14 protein-coding genes and 2 pseudogenes are annotated in these 14,762 nt (G+C 69.1%); 8 read left to right on the forward strand and 8 right to left on the reverse strand.

Annotation, left to right across the window (positions count from 1 at the left end; all coding sequences use genetic code 11):
• The 4 genes and pseudogenes from QFW77_RS10935 to QFW77_RS10945 all read right to left on the reverse strand — a co-directional run.
• Positions 1-1,227: pseudogene (locus QFW77_RS10935) on the reverse strand (hypothetical protein); the annotation flags it as partial.
• A 1,047-nt stretch (positions 1,228-2,274) separates the two neighbouring features.
• A pseudogene (locus QFW77_RS19130) lies at positions 2,275-3,249 on the reverse strand (DUF6531 domain-containing protein); the annotation flags it as partial.
• 104 nt (positions 3,250-3,353) lie between these two features.
• Positions 3,354-4,484 carry a PilT/PilU family type 4a pilus ATPase gene (locus tag QFW77_RS10940; RefSeq protein WP_180680084.1) on the reverse strand — a complete coding sequence of 377 codons (1,131 nt, stop codon included), beginning with the start codon at positions 4,482-4,484 and terminating at the stop codon, positions 3,354-3,356.
• 170 nt (positions 4,485-4,654) lie between these two features.
• A complete protein-coding gene (locus tag QFW77_RS10945; protein ID WP_180680083.1) occupies positions 4,655-5,692 on the reverse strand; it encodes a type IV pilus twitching motility protein PilT in 1,038 nt (345 codons plus the stop codon).
• Positions 5,693-5,844: 152 nt separating this feature from the next.
• Here QFW77_RS10945 and QFW77_RS10950 point away from each other — a divergent pair, with 152 nt between their 5' ends.
• The 3 genes from QFW77_RS10950 (at position 5,845) to QFW77_RS10960 (ending at position 8,112) form a co-directional block, all read left to right on the forward strand.
• Positions 5,845-6,576: a YggS family pyridoxal phosphate-dependent enzyme gene (locus QFW77_RS10950; protein ID WP_280574707.1), complete on the forward strand. Its 732-nt coding sequence runs from the start codon at positions 5,845-5,847 to the stop codon at positions 6,574-6,576.
• Between the two features lie 218 nt (positions 6,577-6,794).
• Entirely contained in the window at positions 6,795-7,640 is an 846-nt protein-coding gene (gene proC, locus QFW77_RS10955; RefSeq protein ID WP_280574709.1) for a pyrroline-5-carboxylate reductase, read from the forward strand.
• Positions 7,633-8,112, forward strand: coding sequence for a DUF4426 domain-containing protein (locus tag QFW77_RS10960; RefSeq protein WP_280574710.1), 480 nt, complete (start codon positions 7,633-7,635; stop codon positions 8,110-8,112). Before proC ends, QFW77_RS10960 begins: the two co-directional genes overlap by 8 nt.
• A gap of 25 nt (positions 8,113-8,137) precedes the next feature.
• Here QFW77_RS10960 and QFW77_RS10965 read toward each other — a convergent pair whose 3' ends face one another.
• The 3 genes from QFW77_RS10965 to pdxH all read right to left on the reverse strand — a co-directional run bounded on the left by QFW77_RS10965 (position 8,138) and on the right by pdxH (position 10,308).
• A complete protein-coding gene (locus tag QFW77_RS10965) occupies positions 8,138-8,533 on the reverse strand; it encodes a DoxX family protein (protein ID WP_280574711.1) in 396 nt (131 codons plus the stop codon).
• Between the two features lie 366 nt (positions 8,534-8,899).
• Positions 8,900-9,709 (reverse strand): cobalamin-binding protein, encoded by an 810-nt coding sequence (locus QFW77_RS10970; RefSeq protein WP_280574712.1) that lies wholly within the window; start codon positions 9,707-9,709, stop codon positions 8,900-8,902.
• Positions 9,706-10,308, reverse strand: a complete 603-nt coding sequence (gene pdxH / locus QFW77_RS10975; RefSeq protein ID WP_280574713.1) for a pyridoxamine 5'-phosphate oxidase — start codon at positions 10,306-10,308, stop codon at positions 9,706-9,708. The genes QFW77_RS10970 and pdxH overlap by 4 nt, the downstream gene beginning before the upstream one ends.
• 17 nt (positions 10,309-10,325) lie before the next feature.
• On the opposite strand from pdxH, the gene QFW77_RS10980 reads away from it, so the two are divergent.
• The gene (locus QFW77_RS10980) at positions 10,326-11,141 is read left to right on the forward strand and encodes a kinase (RefSeq protein WP_280574714.1); all 816 of its coding nucleotides are present in this window, start codon (positions 10,326-10,328) and stop codon (positions 11,139-11,141) included.
• Positions 11,142-11,242: 101 nt separating this feature from the next.
• On the opposite strand, the gene QFW77_RS10985 is transcribed toward QFW77_RS10980, so the two are convergent.
• On the reverse strand, positions 11,243-11,446 hold the full coding sequence (locus tag QFW77_RS10985; protein WP_280574715.1) for a dodecin family protein: 204 nt from the start codon (positions 11,444-11,446) through the stop codon (positions 11,243-11,245).
• Positions 11,447-11,571: 125 nt separating this feature from the next.
• Here QFW77_RS10985 and QFW77_RS10990 point away from each other — a divergent pair, with 125 nt between their 5' ends.
• The 4 genes from QFW77_RS10990 (at position 11,572) to hemE (ending at position 14,754) form a co-directional block, all read left to right on the forward strand.
• Positions 11,572-12,132, forward strand: a complete 561-nt coding sequence (locus tag QFW77_RS10990) for a shikimate kinase (RefSeq protein ID WP_280574716.1) — start codon at positions 11,572-11,574, stop codon at positions 12,130-12,132.
• A complete protein-coding gene (aroB, locus tag QFW77_RS10995) occupies positions 12,129-13,226 on the forward strand; it encodes a 3-dehydroquinate synthase (protein WP_280574718.1) in 1,098 nt (365 codons plus the stop codon). Before QFW77_RS10990 ends, aroB begins: the two co-directional genes overlap by 4 nt.
• Positions 13,227-13,350: 124 nt before the next feature.
• Positions 13,351-13,605: a WGR domain-containing protein gene (locus QFW77_RS11000; RefSeq protein WP_280574719.1), complete on the forward strand. Its 255-nt coding sequence runs from the start codon at positions 13,351-13,353 to the stop codon at positions 13,603-13,605.
• 69 nt (positions 13,606-13,674) lie between these two features.
• The gene (hemE, locus tag QFW77_RS11005; RefSeq protein ID WP_280574720.1) at positions 13,675-14,754 is read left to right on the forward strand and encodes a uroporphyrinogen decarboxylase; all 1,080 of its coding nucleotides are present in this window, start codon (positions 13,675-13,677) and stop codon (positions 14,752-14,754) included.
• The last annotated feature ends 8 nt before the right edge of the window (positions 14,755-14,762 follow it).

Consider the following 14,762-nt stretch of genomic DNA (forward strand, 5'->3'; position numbering starts at 1 on the left):
GTAGCTGTAGCGCAGCGCGAACGTCTGCCCGTTGGTGACCTGGAGCTTGCGCGTCATCTGGCCGAAGCGGTCGTAGCAGTAGCGGGTGCTGCCGCTGGCGTCTTCCATCGCGGTCAGGCGGCCGATCGAGTAGGTCTCGTCGGGCCCGCACCCGGGCTGGGTGACATCGTAGACGTAGCTGACGTCCTGGTCTGTTGCCCCCGCGTAGGCGACGCCGGTCAACCGGTTGAGCGCGTCGTAGGCGTAGGTGCTGGCCTGGCCGCGGGCGTCGACCTGGCCGGTCCTGTTGCCGGCTTCGTCGTAGCTGTACGTGGTGGTGCCGGTGTCCGGACTGTCGAGCTGCAGCAGGTCGCCGAAGGCGTTGTAGGTGTACTCGGTCTCCAAGCCCTTGGGGTCGACGACCTTGGTCAGATGGTCGAGGGCGTCGTACTCGAAGCGGGTCTCGGCCTCGATGCCATCGACATCCTGGAGAGTGCGGACCAGACGGTCGAGCGGGTCGTACTCGTTCAGCGTTTCCCGGTCCAGGGCGTCGGTGATGGTCTCGAGGTTGCCATTCGCATCGTAGGTGTAGTCGGTCGGGTTGTCGCCGGCATCGGCCTGGGTGGCGAGCTGGCCGAGCTGATTGAACACCCGCGACAGCGTCTGCCGCAGGGTGCCCCCGGTATCGCGGGTCTCCTCGGCGATGCGGTTGCCGGCGTTGTCGAGGGTGTAGGTGATGGTGTTGCCGGCGTTGTCGCCGATCGAGGTCAGGCGGTGCGCGGCGTCGTAGCCGTACTCGGTGTACGCGCCATCCGGCTGGGTGACCCGCTTGACCAGACCGGTGGGCCAGTAGTCGATACGGGTGACCCGGTCGTCGGCTTCGGTGGTGTCGTCGGGGCCACGCACCTTGCGCGCAGTCAGCCAGCCGCGCGGGTGGTACTCCATGTCGGTGACGACGCCATTGGCGTCCTTGATCGAGAGGGGGCGGCCTGCGCCGTCGTAGCGTAGGGTTTCCGTGACTTGGCCGAGGGCGTTGGTGACCTTCCACAGGTCGCCCTTGCGATAGTGACACGCTCCCACACCTTCCGCACAGTCAGGATGGTCGGTTTCGTAGTAGGACCACAACGTTAGGTCCGTCACATCCGTGCGAGGGCCATCATGCGAGAGAAGCGAGCCGGCAACCGGGCACGTGCCTGCGCCCACGTCCTCTCCTTCGCAGTACGAGCTTTGGGAAGTTCGCCGTGCACCCGAAACCGGATCAACGCTCGAGTAGCCGACGGTCTGTCCGCGGGCGTTGTACTGTTGTTCAACTCTATGCGTGGGACTTCCAGCCGCGTCATAGGTGACTTGTTCAACCGGCCGGTTTACAAGATCGTTCCATAGCGAACTTCTCGACCTCAATAGCTGAGCCTGTCGACCATAGTCGCTGTGTCCGGTGGTTCTGAACCCGTCGTACGATAACACCGCCCGGGCGCCGCTCGCCGTGGTGTGCGAGATCAATCGATAGTCAGAGAACGTGTTTTCCTCGAGGCTATCTGGAATTGCTTCAGAAGAAAGGAGTACTCCCACAGGCTTGGCAAAAGCGCCACCCCCGAAAGAGTAGCGCTTCACCGCCCCAAGCGGCAGATTTACTTCGACCTCCGCGCCTGCGAGATAGGACAGCGTCACCTCGCCAGCACCGTCAGCCCCCTCACTCAGGACGACTCTTCCTTGCGCGTCGTAGGCATAGTTTGAAATCCGCACGCCATCCTGATCGACAATGCCAGTCAGGTACGTGTTGAAACGCTCTGGAATGCACCCTGCGCTCGAATCGCGGCAGACATTGTTCGGCTCGCCATACAAATAGAAGATGCTAGATCCGTCCGCATAGCGCGCTTCCTGAAGCCGACCGAGGGCGTCGTACGAGTACTGCATGTAAGTCGTTCCGTCGTCGCCAACAAGGAAACTCAAACGATCCTCATTGAGCACGACGCCATCTCTCTCGACATCCATTGCTGAATAGATGAAGAAGAGTACCCGACCGTTGTCGCTCCGCACCTCGGACAGCGCATTGAAGCTCGTGCACTTTCCGATCGCATGATCTAAGCGCCCACAGTAGTGCAGCGTATACCTCACGCCTTTGGATTCGCGAGCAACCAGGCGACCCGCCGAATTAAACAGAAGCAAGTCGCCATCGCTACTCAGAACTCTCCAGGAAACTGTCTTTCCGGTTGCATCTACATCGCGATGCAGCAGGTGGCCTGGCATGTTTCGAGACCGATACGAGTTGGCTGCCACTTTCGAGAACACCTCGTAGTAGCCGTCCGCTCTGATCCAGGTTATGTCGGTGGTGACGTTTGATGTGGTTAGCAAACGATCGGAGTAGGAGTGAGCCCAATTGTCGGACAGGCCGGACTGAAGGCTCAGGTCGGATATTGAGTTATAGGCGCGCTTGAATGTCAGACCGTCCCACTCGAAGTCTGACGCCCTGTATTCCTTGTTCCCGGTAGCAGCGACGCAAGGATTTCCGTCTTTCTCACAGGCTTCATACTGCTTCGACGTGATCGACAGAAATGCTGTCGTAGAGTTGCGACAGGTGCGGGGCCATGCCGTCTGTTCACTGCCCGAAGGGGAGATGCCCATGAAATGTTCGGGGCACTCGTAGTACTCGCGGCGAAATGCTTGATGGACCTTTCCCGATGTCATCACCAGGTCGCGAACGGCCGTTTGAACTACATACCCGCGTTGTGTCTCGGGATTGAAAGTGAAGACCCCCCACGAGCCAGGATTCGTTTCCGTCCAACCTCCCTCGTAATGCGCCCCGATGTCTGGACCATTGTAGTAAGGCCAACCTTCCAGGACATTCGCCCTGAGCTCATCTTCCGTATCGCACCCGAAGTGATTAATGCCGGGAACTGGGACCGGATTCTGGTTGCAGTTCCTGGCGGGCGAGCCCCCTACATAGTTCAAGTGCAAGCTGTAGAAGTCCCCCAGAGATCTTTCGTATCTGCGCGGCTTTATTCTGTAGGTATAGTGGAGCCTTCCGAGTTGTAGAGGTATGGCTTCCCCCCGCTCCAGGTACCGGTTCACCGACGCAGGCCCCGGCCCTGGCTCCCTGATGAAGCCCTCTGCTTCCGGCAAGCTCGAGAAGCACTTCTGATAGGGCTGGAGGTTCGTTCGTTGCACGCAGTAGTCGAGCGGTGCTTCCTGGGCCACTGCTGGCAGGAGAGAGGATGCCATCCAGAGGAATACGACCGCTATCAGAGCGAGCGAACGAGCGTGCATTTGCATGCTTCCTTGTGAGCAAACGAGCGGGTGCTCCAGGCGTCCAGGGGGTTCGACCCCTGCCTAATCAGATTTCAATGCCGAAATCCTTTCCCGAATAGGTAGCAGAATCAGCTAGCCTCCGCGACCTCCACCCCGTCCAGCCCCTGGCTGAGGGTGCGGGCGTCGCCGCCCTGGGCCAGCTTGATGCGCAGGCGCACCTCGTTGGCGGAGTCGGCGTAGCGCAGGGCGTCCTCGTAGGAGATCTCGCCGGCCTGGTAGAGCTCGAACAGGGCCTGGTCGAAGGTCTTCATGCCCAGGTTGGTGGACTCCTTCATCACGTCCTTGAGCTTGTGGATCTCGCCGTCGCGGATGTAGTCCTGCACCAGCGGGGTGCCGAGCATGATCTCCATCGCCACCCGGCGGCCCTTGCCGTCCGGGGTCGGGATCAGCTGCTGGGCGACCACGCCCTTGAGGTTGAGCGAGAGATCCATCAGCAGCTGGCCGCGGCGGTCTTCGGGGAAGAAGTTGATGATGCGGTCCATCGCCTGGTTGGCGTTGTTGGCGTGCAGGGTGCACAGCACCAGGTGGCCGGTTTCTGCGAATGCGATGGCGTGGTCCATGCCCTCGCGGGTGCGCACCTCGCCGATCATGATCACGTCGGGCGCCTGGCGCAGGGTGTTCTTGAGCGCGTTTTCCCAGCTGTCGGTGTCGATGCCGACCTCGCGCTGGGTGATGATGCAGCCCTCGTGCTTGTGCACGAACTCGATCGGGTCCTCGATGGTGATGATGTGCCCGGTGGAGTTGTGGTTGCGGTAGCCGATCATCGCCGCCAGCGAGGTGGACTTGCCGGTGCCGGTGGCGCCGACGAAGATGATGATGCCGCGCTTGGTCATCGCCAGGGTCTTGATGACCGGCGGCAGGTTGAGCTCCTCGATGGTCGGGATCTTGGTCTCGATCCGGCGCAGCACCATGCCGACCTGGTTGCGCTGGTAGAAGCAGCTCACGCGGAACCGGCCCACGCCGGAGACGCCGATGGCGAAGTTGCACTCGTGGGTCTTCTCGAACTCCTCGCGCTGGGGCGGCGACATCACGTTGAGCACCAGGTCGCGCGACTGCTGCGGCGTGAGCGGGTTCTGGGTGATCGGCGAGATCTTGCCGTGGACCTTGATCGACGGCGGCATGCCGGCGGTGACGAACAGGTCCGACGCCTTCTGGTGCGCCATCAGCTTGAGGAACGAGGTGAAATCGATGCTGCTCATTGTTGGCTCCTGCGGAGCCGCGATTCGTGATCGATGACTGGTGATTCGAAGAGCGCCCCCGGCCCCTGTCGGCATCCAGTCACTGCATCAGAACCCGGCTCCTGGCGAATCATGGTTTTCGACGGACGCATGTCCGGTCATCACAATCGACGAGTCACGCGTCCTTTCGATCATTCGAAAAGACGCTTGTCCTTCGCGTAGTCCTTGGCCTGCGCGCGCGTGACCAGGCCGCGCTTGACCAGGTCCTGCAGGTGCTGGTCGAGGGTCATCATGCCCACCGACTGGCCGGTCTGGATGGCCGAGTACATCTGCGCCACCTTGTCCTCGCGGATCAGGTTGCGGATGGCGGGGGTGCCGACCATGATTTCCCAGGCGGCGGTGCGGCCGCCGCCCACCTTCTTCAGCAGCGCCTGGCTGATCACCGCGCGCAGCGACTCGGACAGCATCGAGCGCACCATCGGCTTCTCGCCGGCCGGGAAGACGTCGATGATGCGGTCGATGGTCTTGGCCGCGCTGGAGGTGTGCAGGGTGGCGAACACCAGGTGGCCGGTCTCGGCGGCGGTCAGCGCCAGCCGGATGGTCTCGATGTCGCGCATTTCGCCGACCAGGATGTAATCCGGATCCTCGCGCAGCGCCGAGCGCAGCGCCTCGTTGAAGCCGTGGGTGTCGCGGTGCACCTCGCGCTGGTTGATCAGGCACTTCTGCGAGGTGTGCACGAACTCGATCGGGTCCTCCACCGAGAGGATGTGCCCGTACTCGTTCTTGTTGATGTGGTCGAGCATCGCCGCCAGGGTGGTGGACTTGCCCGAGCCGGTCGGCCCGGTCACCAGGATCAGTCCCTGCGGCTGGTCGATCAGCTGGCGGAAGATCGCCGGGCAGCCGAGATCTTCGAGGGTCAGCACCTCGGAGGGCACGGTACGGAACACCGCGCCGGCGCCGCGGTTCTGGTTGAAGGCGTTGACGCGGAAACGCGCCAGGCCCGGGATCTCGAACGAGAAGTCGACCTCGAGGAATTCCTCGTAGTCGCGGCGCTGCTTGTCCGACATGATGTCGTAGACCAGCGCGTGCACCTGCTTGTGGTCCAGCGCCGGTATGTTGATCCGGCGCACGTCGCCATCGACGCGGATCATCGGCGGCAGGCCCGCCGACAGATGCAGGTCCGATGCCTTGTTCTTGACCGAGAACGCCAACAGTTCGGCGATATCCATGCGTGTCCCCTGCACAGCAATGTACGTGTCGATAGCGCCTGGCGCGGCCTCGAGACCGGCCCAGACTACCCCCGGAGCGCAGTATAGCCCCCTACTCGCGTCACAAATCCAGCCCCGCAGTACCATGCAGGATGCGTACCGGAACCGGCCCCATGCCCCAGCACAGCGCCCCCGGCGAACGGCTGCAGGCCGTCGCGCTCAGGATCGATAACGCCGCCAGCCGGGCCGACCGGCCAGCGCCGCGGCTGCTGGCCGTGGGCAAGACCCGCGACGCCGGCGAACTCGCCGCCCTGCTTGCGCTGCGGCTGGCCGCCGGCGAGGCGCGCCCGGCGTTCGGCGAGAACTACGTGCAGGAAGCGGCCGGCAAGATCGAAGCGCTGGCGGGGCGACCGGTGGAGTGGCACCTGATCGGCCATCTGCAATCGAACAAGGCCCGCCAGGCCGCGGCGCTGTTCGATTGGGTGCAGACCCTGGACCGGCCCAAGCTGGTGGCGGCGCTGGCGCGCCATCGCCCGGCTGAACGGGGGCCGCTGAACGTGCTGGTGCAGGTCAACATCGACGACGAGGACAGCAAGCAAGGCTGCCGGCCCGAGGACGTGCCGGCGCTGGCCGATGCGGTCGCGGCGGAGCCACGGCTGGCGCTGCGCGGGCTGATGGCGATCCCCGCCCCCCACCCGGAGCCGTCGCGCCGCCGGGCCGCGTTCGCACGGATGCGCGCCGCGTTCGAGGCGCTGGCCGCCCGGTACCCGCAGGTGGACACCCTGTCGATGGGGATGAGCGACGACCTGGAAGAGGCCATCGCCGAGGGCGCCACCATGGTCCGGGTGGGGACGGCGCTGTTCGGCCCGCGGCCCGCGGCCGGAGCGCGGACAGGAGGCGAATAGGCGGTTTCGCCGCGGCCCGGCGCGTCGATCGTCCGGTTCGCGCTCGACCAGCTGCCGGTGCGCGGTGCCGTGTCGGCGCCTGCTGCCGCGGCTTTCGTCCGCAGGTGACCGCGCACCTGCGCGAAGCACCTACGGTTCCCGGCCCGGAGAATGAACGCCCCGCCTGCGATCCGCGGGCCGTTCCGCTAGGCTGGCGGGCCCCATGCACAGGAGCCGCCATGACCACATCCGTCTCCCGCCCCTCGCCCTCCGCCACGGTCGCCTTCATCGGCGGCGGCAACATGGCGCGCAGCCTGATCGGCGGGCTGATCGCGCGCGGCGCCGCCGCCGACTCGGTGCGCGTCGCCGATCCGAACGAGGCCACGCGCCGGGCGCTGGCCGCCGACTTCGGGGTGGCGGCGTTCGCCGAGGCGGCCGAGGCCGTCGAGGGCGCTTCGCTGTGGATGCTCGCGGTCAAGCCCCAGGTGATGCGCGAGGTCTGCACCACGCTGGCGCCGCGCGCCCAGGCGGAGCGGCCCACCGCGGTGTCGGTGGCCGCGGGCATCACCTCCACCCAGCTGGATCGCTGGCTCGGCGGCGACACCGCGGTGGTCCGCGCGATGCCCAACACCCCCGCGCTGCTGGGCGCCGGGGTGACCGGGCTGTACGCCAATCATAGGGTCGACGCGGCCGGCCGCGAGCGCGCGCAGGCGCTGCTGTCTTCGGCCGGGGCCACGGTGTGGATCGACGACGAAGCGCAGATGGACGCGGTGACGGCCGTCTCCGGCAGCGGCCCGGCCTACGTGTTCCTGCTCGCCGAGGCGATGGAGGAGGCGGGGATCGCCGAAGGCCTGGCGCCCGAGGCGGCGCGCACGCTGGTGCTGCAGACCATCCTCGGCGCGGCGCGCATGCTCAACGAATCCGGCGAGGCGCCGGCGGAACTGCGCCGCCGCGTCACCTCGCCGGGCGGCACCACCCAGGCGGCGGTGGAGACCTTCGAATCCGGCGGCCTGCGCGGCCTGGCGGCGCGCGCGATCCGCAACGCCGCCGCGCGCGGGCGCGAGCTGGCGGCGGCGAATGACTAGAGCGGTCCTGTTGCTGGCGGCCGGGCTCGGGCTCGCCGCCTGCAGTGCGCCGGCCCCACCGCCGGAACACGGCACCCGCACCCGCGAGGAGGCGGTGCTGCGCAGCGGGGACGTCGTGATCCGCGCCAGCGTCATGCCCACGCTCGACCTGAACGAGGCGATGGCGCGCGAATACGGGATCGAGCGCAACCCGCGCAGCGTGCTGCTGCTGGTCGGCCTGCGCGAAGGCCCGGCGATGCAGGAGACCTCGGTCCCCGCCGTGATCAGCGGCAACGCCATCGACCTTCGCGGCGTGCGGCAGCCGCTCGAGCTGCGCGAGATCCGCAGCGGCGGGCCCGAGAACCCGCTCATCGACTACGTGGGCACCGTGCGGGTCACCCCGCCGGACACGCTGCGCTTCGACATCGAGATCGTGCAGCAGGACGGCACCCGTGCCGACCTGCGCTTCAGCCGCGACCTGTATCCGAAATAGGCCGCGCGCCGGCAGCCCGCATGCGCTAGCGCTGGTTGATCGAGAACCGTCCCGGCCCGAGCAGCGCCACCGCCACCGCCGCGACCAGGAACATCGCCTGCAGCTCCAGCGCCCAGCCGCCCTGGCCGTTCAGCCGGCCGAGCTCGCCCAGGTGCGCCAGCAGCAGCGCGAACAGCATGTTCACCGCCACCAGTACACCGCCGATGCGCGCGTGGAACCCCGCGATGAGCATGAGCGGCGCCAGCACCTCGCCGACCAGCGCGCCATAGGCCAGGAACGTCGGCCAGCCGCGCATCTGCAGCAGGGATTCCACCCCGTCCAGGCCATGGCGCAGCTTGGCGATGCCGTGCAGCAGCACCAGCACGCCGAGCGTGACGCGCAGCAGCAGCCGGGCGAAGTCCTGCATCGCGGCCTGGTTCATCGGCGGTCTCCGGGGATCGGGGGAGCGCGATGATCGCAGGCCCGGGCAGGCGTGGGAAGCCATCGCCCCGCCCTGCGCATGGCATGCCATGCCATGCCATGCGTAGGAGCGTGCCATGCACGCGAACGCCGGCACGGCCGGCCACGCCTGGGATCGCCACCCGCCCGGCCGGCGCCACCGGCGGCCTTCGCGGCCATGGGCCGCTCCTGCGGAAGACGCCGCGCCAGCCCGTAGGAGCGTGCCATGCACGCGAAGGCCGACGCGGTTGGCCAACGCCGCAATCGCCGTCCGCCCTACCGGAGACACTCGCGGTCTTCGCGGCCACGGGCCGCTCTACGAAACAGCAGCGGCGGCCATCGGCCGCGCCTACGCGTTACGGCGCCGCGACCAGGCATGGATGATCGCGGCGATGGCGTGCACGCCATCGGTCAGCGCCGCCGGGCCGGGCTGCAGGATCAGCGGCGACTTGATCTCGTGCAGCTCGCCGTCGCGCACCGCCGGCATGGCCTCCCAGCCGGGGCGCGCGGCCACCTTCTCCGGCCGGAAGCGCTTGCCGCACCAGGAGCCGAGCACGATGTCGGGCGCGCGCCGCACCACCTCGGCAGCGTCGGCGAGGATCCGCCGCTTCGCCAGCGACTCGACCGACAGCTCCGGAAAGACATCGTCGCCACCGGCGATCCGGACCAGCTCGGACACCCAGCGGATGCCGGTGATCGGCGGATCGTCCCACTCCTCGAAATACACCCGGGGCCGGTGGGCAAGCTGCGCCGACCGCGCCTGCACTTCCTCCAGCCCCTGGCGCAGCTCGTCGGCGTAGGCTTCGGCGCGCGCCGCGGCGCCGACCAGCGCGCCCAGCCGGCGCACGTAGTCCAGAATCCCCTCGACGCTGCGGTGATTGCTGATCCACACCTCCACGCCGTGGCGCACCAGCTCTGCGGCGATCTCGGCCTGGATGTCGGAGAAGCCGATCGCCAGGTCGGGCTCCAGCTTCAGGATCTCGCCGATCTTGGCGCTGGTGAAGGCGCTGACCTTCGGCTTCTCGCGCCGCGCACGCGGCGGGCGCACGGTGAAGCCGCTGATGCCGACGATCCGGTCCTGCTCGCCGAGCGCGTACAGGGTCTCGGTCGGCTCCTCGGTCAGGCAGACGATGCGGCGCGGCCCGGTGGCTTTGTTCACGGATACAGCATGCGCTTCGACCATTCCCCGGCGCGGTCGCACTCGTAGAAATGGCGCTCGTGCAGGCGGTGGCCGCCGGCATACCAGAACTCGATCCGCTCCGGGCGCACCCGCAGTCCGCTCCAGCGCGGCGGCCGCGGCACCTCGCGCCCCTCGAACTCGCGCTCGCGCTCGGCCAGGCGCCGCTCGAACGCTTCCCGCGAATCCAGCGGCTCCGATTGCCGGGAGGCCCAGGCGCCGAGCTGGCTGCCGCGCGGCCGGCTGGCGAAGTAGGCGTCGGCCTCGGCGTCGGCGACGATCGCCACCGGTCCTTCGATCCTCGCCTGCACGCCGCCACGCACGCGCGGCCAGTGGAACAGCAGTGCGGCCTGCGGGTTGGCCTGGAGCTCGCGTCCCTTGCGCCCGTCCAGGTGGGTATAGAACACGAAGCCGCGCGCGTCGTGCGCCTTGAGCAGCACGATGCGCGCCGAGGGCCGTGCATCCAGCGCCGCGGTGGCGACGGTCATCGCAGTGGGGTCCGGCTCTCCGGCGGACCGCGCCTGGTCGAACAGCGCGTCGAAGGTGGCGAGGGCTTCGGCATAGAGGTCGGCGGTGTCCATTGCGCTATTGTGGCGCGATGGCGCAGGCGGCGCACCCTTCCGGGCCTGGCGGCTTCCCACCGGCCCTCGTCGAGCGCGTGCTCGCCGACGCGCTGCGTCCGGGCATCCGCGTCTACGGCATCGGCGGCCTGCAGGGCACCGGCAAGTCGACGCTGGCGGCGCAGCTGGTGGAGGCTGCCGCCGCGCGCGGCGTCCGCGCCGCGGCGCTCTCGATCGACGACTTCTATTTCGACCGTCCGGCGCGCGAGGCGCTGGCGCGGCGGGTGCACCCGCTGCTGGTCACCCGCGGTCCGCCGGGCACCCACGACCTGGCTCTGGCGTTGCGCACGCTGGACGCGCTCCGGCGGCGCGAACCGGTAAGCCTGCCGCGCTTCGACAAGCTGGGCGATCGGCGCCGCGCCCAGGCGCTGTGGCCGGCGGCCGGCGCGCTCGACCTGGTGCTGTTCGAGGGCTGGCTGCTCGGCACCCCCGCCGAGGACCGGGCCGCCCTGGCCACGCCCATCAACGCGCTGGAACGCGAGGAAGATGGCGACGGCCGCTGGCGACGCTGGTGCAACGACGCCCTGGACCGCGACTATCTGGCGCTCTGGGCGCGTATCGACCGGCTGCTGTTCCTCCAGCCTCCCGGCTTCGAAGTGGTGCCGCGTTGGCGCCTCGAACAGGAACGCGCGCTGCAGCGCGCCGAGCCCGGCCGCGCCGGCATGGACCAGGCCGCCATCGCCCGCTTCGTCCAGCACTACGAGCGGGTCGGCCGCCACGCGCTGCGCACGCTTCCCGGCATCGCCCCCGCCACGATCGCCCTGGATGCCGAACGCCGCCCGCTGTCCGGGTAGAGCCCGCTCGGCACTCTATCCAGAGGCCGCCGACGGCCGCCCGGAAGCCGAGCGCTCGGCGGCGCGGGTTCATCCAAAGCGCTCGCAGGGTGCGCCGTGGCTCAACTCACCACGAAGGTGATCCGCAGGTTCACCCGCCACTCGCTGATGGCGCCGTCGTCGCCGACCATCGCCTTGATCTCGTTCACCCACACGCCCTTGATGCCCTTGACCGTCTCGGCGGTCTTCCTGATGCCGGACTGCACCGCGTCCTCCATGCTCTTGGGCGAGGAGGCGGTGATCTCGATGACTTTCGCGACGGACATGATGGTCTCCTGAAGCTGGCTGGCGCACCCGCGCCGGACGTCCCAGCCTGCGCCGGGCCGTGTAACGCGCACGCGAACGCATGGTGATGGCGGCGCAACGGCGCGGGCGCTGCTAGCATCGCGGCATGAACCCCGCTCCCAACCTCGTGCTGGTCGGCCCGATGGGTGCCGGCAAGTCGTCGATCGGCCGGCGCCTGGCCGGGCGCTGCGGGCTGGCGTTCGTGGATCTGGACGAGGAGATCGAACGGCGCACCGGCGCCAGCGTGGCCACCATTTTCGACTGCGAGGGCGAGGCCGGGTTCCGCGCCCGCGAACGTGCGGCGCTGGAGGCGGTGCTGGCCGGCGACGGGCTGGTACTGGCGACCGGTGGCGGCGCGGTGCTCGACCCCGGCGGCCGTGCGCTGATGCGCCGGCGCGGCTTCGTGGTACACCTGCACGCCAGCGTGGAACGGCAGCTGGCGCGGCTGGCCCGGGACCGCAGCCGCCCGCTGCTGGCCGGCAACGATCGGGAGGCAGTGCTGCACCGGCTGGCCGGGATCCGCGAGCCGCTGTACCGCGAGGTGGCGGATCTGCATTTCGACACCGGGGCGCTGGCGCCGACATCGGCGGTGGCGCGGCTGGGCCGGCTGCTGCAGCAGCAATGGCGGCAACAGGCGACAGCGGCGCCGCGCCAGGAGCCGGCATGAGCGCGCCACGCTGGGTCGAGGTGGCCGGTGCGCACCCCTACCGGATCGGCATCGCCCCTGGTTTGCTCGACGACGGCGCCGCGCTCGCCGCCACGCTGTGCGGACGCCAGGTGCTGGTGATCAGCGACGACACCGTCGCGCCGCTGTATGCGGCGCGCGTGGAAGCCGCGCTGCGCGCCGCCATGCCCGGCCTGGCCGTCGCGGGCTTCGTCATTCCCGCCGGGGAGGCGTCCAAGACCCTGGCGTGGTTCGGCCGCGCGATCGACGCCCTGGCGGCGCTCGGCGCACGCCGCGACGCCTGCGTCTACGCGCTGGGCGGGGGCGTGGTCGGCGACCTCGCCGGCTTCGCCGCGGCCTGCTGGATGCGCGGGATCGACTGCGTGCAGCTGCCCACCACGCTGCTGGCGATGGTCGACTCCTCGGTCGGCGGCAAGACCGCGGTGGACCTGCCGCAGGGCAAGAACCTGGTCGGTGCGTTCCACCCGCCGCGCGCGGTGCTGGCCGATACCGCCGTACTGCGCACGCTGCCGCCGCGCGAGCTGCGCGCCGGCCTGGCCGAGGTGGTGAAGTACGGCGCGCTCGGCGACGCCGCGTTCCTCGACTGGCTCCAAGCCCATGCCGACGCGCTGCTGGCGATGGAACCCGCGGCGCTGGCCGAAGCGGTGGCGCGCAGCTGCACGCACAAGGCCCGGATCGTGGCGCGCGACCCGTTCGAACACGGCGAGCGCGCGCTGCTCAACTTCGGGCACACCTTCGGCCACGCGATCGAGACCGAGCAGGGCTATGGCGGCCTCAACCACGGCGAGGCGGTCGCGGTGGGCATGGTGCTGGCGGCGCGCCTGTCGGAAGGGCTGGGCCTGGCGCCGGCCGCGGACACCCTGCGGCTGCGGACCCTGCTGGCGCGGTTCGGCCTGCCCGTCGACGTGCCCGCTGGCCTGGACCCCGAAGCCCTGCTCGCGCACATGCGCCTGGACAAGAAAGCGACGGCCGGCGGGCTGCGATTCATCGTCTGGGATGGCGCGGGCCGCGCCAGGGTGCTCTCCGACGTACCCGAGAGCGCCGTACTGGCGGTCCTGCGCCGCGGCGGCCCGTAGGCGCGGCCTGTAGGCGGAGCGGCGGCCGGATCGGCGGCGATTGCTGGCCGGCCCGGCGGTGCGGGCTTTCGCGCGCATGGCACGCTCCTGCGATTCGCGACTGGCCGGGCCTTACAATTGGCGGATGCGCCTGCTCCTGCAACAGCCCGCCGAAGGCTCCGAAGCGCCCCGTTTCGTGCAGCTCATGCTGCAGCCGGACCTGCTCGGCGGCTGGACGCTGGTGCGCGAATCCGGCCAGATCGGCGGGCGCAGCCAGCTGCGCCGCGACCAGTACCTCGACCAGGCCAGTGCCGTGGCCGCGCTGGAGCAGGCGCGCGACGCCCAGCTCAAGCGCGGCTTCCGGCTGGTCTACGCACAGGGCGAGACCCCGCGCCCCTGACCCGTCCGGCGCGGCGCCGCGGCCCTGCGCACCCCGTTTTTCTTCCTGCAATCATCGAGTGCTTCCGAAGTGACTTCATTCCCCCCGCTCAAGAACGACCGCCTGCTGCGCGCGCTGCGCCGCGAATCCGTCGACCGCACCCCGGTGTGGCTGATGCGGCAGGCCGGCCGCTACCTGCCCGAATACCGCGAGACCCGCCGCCAGGCCGGCAGCTTCCTGGCCATGGCCAAGCACCCGGAGCTCGCCTGCGAGGTCACGCTGCAGCCGTTGCGGCGCTTTCCGCTGGATGCCGCGATCCTGTTCTCGGACATCCTCACCATCCCCGATGCGATGGGGCTGGAGCTGTACTTCGTCGAGGGCGAGGGGCCGAAGTTCCGCAAGCCGGTGCGCGACGCCGCGGCGATCGCCGCGCTGGGAGTACCGGACATGGAAACCGAGCTGCGCTACGTGATGGACGCGGTGCGCACCATCCGCCGCGAGCTCGACGGCGAGGTCCCGCTGATCGGGTTCTCCGGCAGCCCCTGGACGCTGGCCTGCTACATGGTCGAGGGCGGCGGCAGCCGCGACTTCGCCCGCATCAAGGCGATGGCGTTGAACGACCCGCAGGCGCTGCACGCGCTGCTGAGCGTCAACACCGACGCGGTGATCGCCTATCTGGCCGCGCAGCGCTCGGCGGGCGCCCAGGTGCTGCAGGTGTTCGACACCTGGGGCGGGGTGCTGTCACCGGCGATGTACCGCGAGTTCTCGCTGCCCTACCTCACCCGTATCGCCCGCGAGCTGGAGCGCGGCGAGGGCGGCCTGCGCACCCCGCTGATCCTGTTCGGCAAGGGCAGCGCGATCCACCTGGAGGCGCTGGCCGACAGCGGCGCCGAGGGCATCGGCGTCGACTGGCTGGTGGGCATGGACGAGGCCGCGCGGCGCGTCGGCGGGCGGGTCGCGCTGCAGGGCAATCTCGATCCCGCGGTGTTGTACGGTTCGCCGGCGGCGATCCGGCGCGAAGTGGCGGCCGTGCTCGATGCCTACGCCGCCGGCAACGGCGGCTCGCGCGAGGGCCACGTGTTCAACCTCGGCCACGGCATGTCCCCGGACATGGACCCCGACCACGTGGCGGTGCTGGTGGAAACCGTACACGCCCACAGCGCGCGCTGACGCCGGCG

It is taken from the genome of Luteimonas endophytica (genome assembly GCF_029887875.1).
Lineage (GTDB): Bacteria > Pseudomonadota > Gammaproteobacteria > Xanthomonadales > Xanthomonadaceae > Luteimonas > Luteimonas endophytica.

What these genes read in the sequence shown, in the direction of transcription:
- QFW77_RS10940 (WP_180680084.1), bottom strand. Translation starts at nt 4,484, where the DNA reads ATGAGCAGCATCGATTTCACCTCGTTCCTCAAGCTGATGGCGCACCAG.
- QFW77_RS10945 (WP_180680083.1), bottom strand. Translation starts at nt 5,692, where the DNA reads ATGGATATCGCCGAACTGTTGGCGTTCTCGGTCAAGAACAAGGCATCG.
- QFW77_RS10950 (WP_280574707.1), top strand. Translation starts at nt 5,845, where the DNA reads ATGCCCCAGCACAGCGCCCCCGGCGAACGGCTGCAGGCCGTCGCGCTC.
- proC (WP_280574709.1), top strand. Translation starts at nt 6,795, where the DNA reads ATGACCACATCCGTCTCCCGCCCCTCGCCCTCCGCCACGGTCGCCTTC.
- QFW77_RS10960 (WP_280574710.1), top strand. Translation starts at nt 7,633, where the DNA reads ATGACTAGAGCGGTCCTGTTGCTGGCGGCCGGGCTCGGGCTCGCCGCC.
- QFW77_RS10965 (WP_280574711.1), bottom strand. Translation starts at nt 8,533, where the DNA reads ATGAACCAGGCCGCGATGCAGGACTTCGCCCGGCTGCTGCTGCGCGTC.
- pdxH (WP_280574713.1), bottom strand. Translation starts at nt 10,308, where the DNA reads ATGGACACCGCCGACCTCTATGCCGAAGCCCTCGCCACCTTCGACGCG.
- QFW77_RS10980 (WP_280574714.1), top strand. Translation starts at nt 10,326, where the DNA reads ATGGCGCAGGCGGCGCACCCTTCCGGGCCTGGCGGCTTCCCACCGGCC.
- QFW77_RS10985 (WP_280574715.1), bottom strand. Translation starts at nt 11,446, where the DNA reads ATGTCCGTCGCGAAAGTCATCGAGATCACCGCCTCCTCGCCCAAGAGC.
- QFW77_RS10990 (WP_280574716.1), top strand. Translation starts at nt 11,572, where the DNA reads ATGAACCCCGCTCCCAACCTCGTGCTGGTCGGCCCGATGGGTGCCGGC.
- aroB (WP_280574718.1), top strand. Translation starts at nt 12,129, where the DNA reads ATGAGCGCGCCACGCTGGGTCGAGGTGGCCGGTGCGCACCCCTACCGG.
- QFW77_RS11000 (WP_280574719.1), top strand. Translation starts at nt 13,351, where the DNA reads ATGCGCCTGCTCCTGCAACAGCCCGCCGAAGGCTCCGAAGCGCCCCGT.